3 protein-coding genes and 1 pseudogene are annotated in these 5,535 nt (G+C 53.6%); 1 reads left to right on the forward strand and 3 read right to left on the reverse strand.

From position 1 onward, the window contains the following. Positions 1–51 precede the first annotated feature (51 nt). The gene (locus tag H6F80_RS13550) at positions 52–3,033 is read right to left on the reverse strand and encodes a peptidase domain-containing ABC transporter (RefSeq protein WP_190792069.1); all 2,982 of its coding nucleotides are present in this window, start codon (positions 3,031–3,033) and stop codon (positions 52–54) included. Then, positions 3,030–3,791 carry a peptidylprolyl isomerase gene (locus H6F80_RS13555; RefSeq protein ID WP_190792070.1) on the reverse strand — a complete coding sequence of 254 codons (762 nt, stop codon included), beginning with the start codon at positions 3,789–3,791 and terminating at the stop codon, positions 3,030–3,032. Before H6F80_RS13555 ends, H6F80_RS13550 begins: the two co-directional genes overlap by 4 nt. Before the next feature lie 598 nt (positions 3,792–4,389). On the opposite strand from H6F80_RS13555, the gene H6F80_RS13560 reads away from it, so the two are divergent. Beyond that, positions 4,390–5,217, forward strand: coding sequence for a metallophosphoesterase (locus tag H6F80_RS13560; protein ID WP_190792071.1), 828 nt, complete (start codon positions 4,390–4,392; stop codon positions 5,215–5,217). 12 nt (positions 5,218–5,229) lie between these two features. Here the strand turns inward: H6F80_RS13560 and H6F80_RS13565 are convergent. Further along, positions 5,230–5,535: pseudogene (locus H6F80_RS13565) on the reverse strand (hypothetical protein); the annotation flags it as partial.

The following is a 5,535-nucleotide window of genomic DNA, read 5'->3' on the forward strand; positions in this document are numbered from 1 at the left end:
TCTGCATCCATCTTAGAGAATATCTGAGAAACCATCCGTGATAGATGCACACTACATTTCAGCTTCCTGCTGCTGATAGAGGGCATAGTAGCGTCCCCGCAGCGCCATGAGTTCATCATGCGTACCAATTTCAACAGGCGAACCTTTATCCATCATCAAAATAATATCGGCATTGCGAATTGTGCTAAGTCGGTGCGTGATGAAAAATACGGTTCGATCGCTAAACACCTCTGCCAAATTCAGGCAAACGCGCCGCTCCGAGTCATAGTCCAGTGCGCTGGTCGCTTCGTCCAGAATCAGCAGACGCGGGTTTTGCAGCACCGTGCGGGCGATCGCAATCCGCTGCCGCTGTCCACCCGAAAGGGAAGCTCCGCGTTCACCCACTCGCGTGTTGTAGCCGTTGGGCAGTTCCATGATGAAGTCGTGCGCCGCCGCCGCCTGAGCCGCCCGGATGATTTCTTCCGCCGAAGCATTGGGACAGGTGAGGGCAATATTCTCCTGCACACTACCTTCAAACAGCAGGGTATCTTGAGGCACGATGCCAATTTGCTGTCGCAGCGAGTAGAGTTCGACTTTGCTGATGTCGTAGCCGTCGATAATGATTCGCCCTTCTTCCAAATCATAGAGTCGGGGCAGCAGCTTCATCAGCGTACTCTTCCCGGAACCGCTCTGACCCACAATCCCGACAAACGCGCCTGCAGGAAACTCCAGACTGACGTTGGTGAGCTGCCACGGTCCACTCGTGCCAAACCGGAACGAAACGTCGTCAAACTTAACCTGACCCTGAATTGGAGGCATCGGGATATTTTGGCGATCGGTTTCATCCGCTTCGGGAGCCGAGTCTACAATGTCGCTGAGTCGTTCGATCGACAGACCCACTTCCTGGAAGTTTTGCCAAAGTTGCGCCAGACGCAGCAGCGGACTCGTCACATATCCGGCAATAATTCGGAAGGCGATGAGCTGACCGAGTGAGAGCTGACCTTGCAGCACCAAATAAGCTCCGACCCAGATCACCAGCAGACCCGAAAGCTGGTTCAGGAAGTTGCTGGCAGACCCGGCAGTCGTGGAAGTGAGAACGGTTTTAAAGCCTGCACTGACATATCGGGCATAGCGTTGCTGCCACTGCCAGCGTGCCCGTAGCTCCATATTCTGGGCTTTGACGGTCTGAATCCCTGAAACCACTTCCACCAGATAAGACTGGGTTTCAGCGTTTCGCTCCGCCTTAACGCGAAGCTGGTTACGAATCAGGGGTGAAGCGAACACTGCCAGCAGAATAAACAGGGGAATCGTCAGCAGCGACACCAGCGTCAGCAGCCAGCTATAAACAAACATCACCACAATGTAGATCACGGAGAATATCGCATCCAGCACCACGGTCAGAGCCGTCCCGGTGAGGAACTGCCGAATATTTTCCAGCTCATTGATCCGTGTTGCCAGTTCTCCAACCGGACGACGTTCAAAGTAGCGCAGCGGCAGCCGCAGCAGGTGATCGATAATCTCTGAGCCAAGCGACATATCGATCCGGTTCGTGGTGTCCACAAACAAATACGTTCGTACACTGGTGAGAAGCGCCTCAAAGAGTGCCAGTGCCAGCAGCAGAAACCCCAAAACATGCAGCGTGGCGATGCTTTTCTGCACAATCACCTTATCGATGATCACCTGCACCATCAGGGGATTCGCCAAGGCAAAGAGCTGCACAAAGAAAGAGGCAATGAAGACTTCGATCAGCACCCGCTTGTGTTTCTGGACGGCTGGCAAAAACCAGTTCAATCCAAATCGCTGCTGCGGCGTTTGCTTGGTCGATTTCAGCAGCAGGATCTCACCCTGCTGTCCCCAGGTTTCAGCAAAATCCGCAGGTTTGCGTCGCCGAATGCCGCTTTGGGGATCAGCAATCACCAGTTCACGTTCGCTCGCTTCATACAGCAGCACAATTCCATCCTGCCACTTCAGCAGAGCCGGACCCTCGATACGACCGATCGCATTGGCTGGAGCTACCACAAGCTGAGCATTCAAGCCCATCATTTCGGCAACCGCGCCACACAGCTCCAGGGAGACGGCGCCCATCCGCTGCGACTGACTCACCAAAACGCGCTTCACCACATCGCTGCGGAACGGCATATTGAAGTGCTTGCAGAGCATCTGCATACAAGCCATTGCTTCGTCCAGCTCACCCTTGCCGCGCACAAAGGGATAATTGGGCCGCCCAGAGGATTTTTTATCCGCCGTGAGACTGGGATCAGCTTCTCCGGGACGATCGGGCGCGTAGGGAATTTCAAGCTCTGGCTCGATCGCCGCTGATTCGATCGGCTCCGGGGTGGCATCAGCAATTTGTTCGGTCAGGATCTCTGGAAAGCCCACAATTCGCGCAGGCCGGCTGCCCGTCACTTCAACGCCGCTGAGCCGACCGTTTAGCGTCAGCCGACTTCCGACCGGGAAATTTTCAATTTCGCCGCCGCCGCTTACGAGCCAGATCCGATTTTGTTCAAGCTGGGCGATCGGAGTCCGTCCGGGGGGCAGGTTGCATACCACCGCTTCGGTTTCTGCCTGAAACGATAGCTCTTTCAAGTCAGCATCGCCATTTGCCTGACGGTGTAGCTCTGTGCCCAGCAGGTCAAAGACTTCCATCAGCGGCGCACGCTGGCGAAACGCACTGGCTAAGGTCGGTTCTCGCTCCAGCAACGCCAGAAAATCGGTGGCTGATAGGGTGAGGCAGATTGTTTCCGTCGAGGCGATCACCGTTTCACAAGGGACACCGCGCACCAGCCCCACCCAGCCAAAAATAGCTCCCGGCTGAAGCAGTTGCAGCGTCACAGGCTTTTGCGTCCGGGGATCATAGCCCAGTAGCCGCACCTGTCCCTGATAAACAATACAGACCTGATTGGGGAGTCGATCGCGCACCAGCACCGCCTGCCCCATCCGGTAACGCAAGAGCTGAAACCGCTCAGTCGCGTAGGACAAGGCACTGGGCGAAAGCTGGTCGAACGGCGGAACAGCCGCGACAAAGTCTTGAACAGTGGATTTGGTATAGGTCATGTGGCAAGGGGGGCAGCCGTAGAAGGATTAAAACTCAGGGAATCGACTTGTTCCAATTGTTCCTTGAGCCAGGTATTAAAACATTCGTTTAACAATCTCCGCCGCATCGATTCGTCAAGCTGGGCGGGAATAAATTTTTCCAGACGAACCAGGACGATCCATTCGCCCACACGGGTAGGAGGGCTAATATGACCGGGCTGGCTGAGCATCAGAAGCTGTGCCAGAGTCGGGTGGGGAACGCTCAGCTCTACCGGACCGATCAAGCCGTCGGTCTGCGCTTCTGGACCCTTTGAGTAGCTGCGTGCCAGTTCAGCAAAGCTCTGTTCGCCTTCCAACACCCGGAAATAAAGCTCTTGGGCAACGCCAATGTCCTGTTCCTGAACCCGAATTAGAGAGTAAATGACCTTATCGAGCCTGTCTTTGCGGCTGAGGAAGTAAGACTCTAGCTTGTTTCCCCAGGTTGCCTGTTTAAATTTCTCAATCCGCATTTCCCGGCTTGCCAGAGCATCGAGCTGCTCTTCAGTCATACCGTAGTAGGCTAGCCACGACTGCCGGGCTTCCGCTTCTTCGAGCTGGTTTTGACTGTAGAATTGCTGACGTGCTTCGGCAATTTCTGCTTCTGTACAGTCGATCGCTTGAATTGCCTGATCAATCAGGAGTTCCTGAACAAACTGCGGCATCATCTGATAACCCGCCATCAGCGGCAGCAGTTCCTCAGCCTTGATCGATCGATCCCCAATTTGTAGTACAACAGTCATCTCAGTAGGATCTCTGTGGATACACGCTATGCCCTTTGACTTTAACTTTGCCCTAATTTCTCTCGATCGACTCAGGGATACGGAGATTCAGGTAAAAACTTCGGGTCAATCCTGAAATCTTATTAGGGCCAGCTAAAACACTCAGTAGAATCTCTACCATTTTGCCTTTTGTTCCGTCTAGATGGCATCGACAACAGTTTGTCAAAACTCTTATCGCGTCACTGCACGAAATTCATTTGCAATTACTTTATACAGTAGGAGACTTGAATCCTCCTAAAAATACGTGGGAATGTGACATTTTGATAAGTATACTTGTTGATTTATCACAAAGCCTTTACACAACCTGTCCTGGATTCCTGCTCCTGCCAGTTTGCCTGCTCTTGTCCATACAATCCCCACTAAAAACCCCCACTAAAAACCCCCACTAAAAACCCGTCAGTTCTGAGAACTCGTCACTTCAGAACTTGTTACTTCAGAACTCGTTACTAGCATCAGGCAGCAAACCAGATTCGGATGCAGCTTGTGATACAGCAAACACCAGGCCGGATACCTCCATTTGGTAAGCTGAGATGACCGTTCAGAAGAACGTATATCACCCATGCACAAGCTGTTATCCGGCTCCCTTCGGACTGAAGCGATCACAATCGCCATTCCCCAGTTACCGCCCCAGCTCCAAAATATCCGGTTTGTACAGCTCTCCGACTTGCATTATGACGGACTCCGGCTTTCAGAGCAGATGCTCACTGAGGCGATCGAAACTAGCAATGCGCTTCGGCCAGATTTGGTGGTGCTCACGGGCGATTATGTCACCGATGACCCCACTCCGATTTATGCCTTAGCCGATCGACTTCAGCGGCTTGAGAGCCGGTTGGGGATTTATGCGGTGCTGGGAAACCACGACCTGGAACTGCCCCAATCCAGAACCGAGGTGACAACTGCCCTCACTCGCGCTGGAATTCGGGTGCTGTGGAATGAAATTGCTTACCCGCTAGGGCAACAGCTTCCGATCGTCGGACTGGCAGATTTCTGGTCGCGTGAGTTTAATCCTGCTTTAGTCTTAAGTCAGCTTCACCCCGAAACGCCCCGCATCGTTCTTTCTCACAATCCCGACTCTGCCGCTAAACTTCAGCCCTGGCGGGTCGATCTTCAGCTTTCCGGGCACACCCACGGCGGTCAGATTGCTTTACCCGGTTTCGGACCCTTTCCCACAGGCTATCAGCGGCTGCGTCGCTATGTTCCCAAAACCTGGCGCAAATGGATTCCTTATATGAAAGAAGACTGCTACAAAGTCTTGCAGCACTGGGAGTGGGCGCAGGGATTGCACCAGGTCGGCTCTAATCTGCTTTATGTGAATCGCGGACTGGGAACCTATCCACCGGGACGGCTCTTCTGCCCGCCTGAATTAACAGTAATCACGATCGTTTAGCCCCGATCGAGCCTAATTCCCGCCAATCTCCTGCTGGCTACGCTCCATCCATCCTGCAAGCGGGGTGGGTAGACCGTCTACGCTGATTTGATTTTTAAGCTGCCAGTAGTCCCACATGCCCCGATCGCCTTTCTTTTGCGCCCATTCCACCATGTCTGATCGCTGCCCCTCAAACTCATAGAGCGGAACGCCCGTACCGCAGGAAGTCTGAACGCGATCGATTTCGGCGATGATAATTTGTCGGGTTCCGGGAATCGTGGGAAACAAGTCAGCCTGGGTGTGCCAGTCGAGGGCATCCGGCGTCAGCACTCGTCCCTG

This window comes from Leptolyngbya sp. FACHB-711 (assembly GCF_014695615.1).
Classification (GTDB): Bacteria; Cyanobacteriota; Cyanobacteriia; order Elainellales; family Elainellaceae; genus Leptolyngbya_A.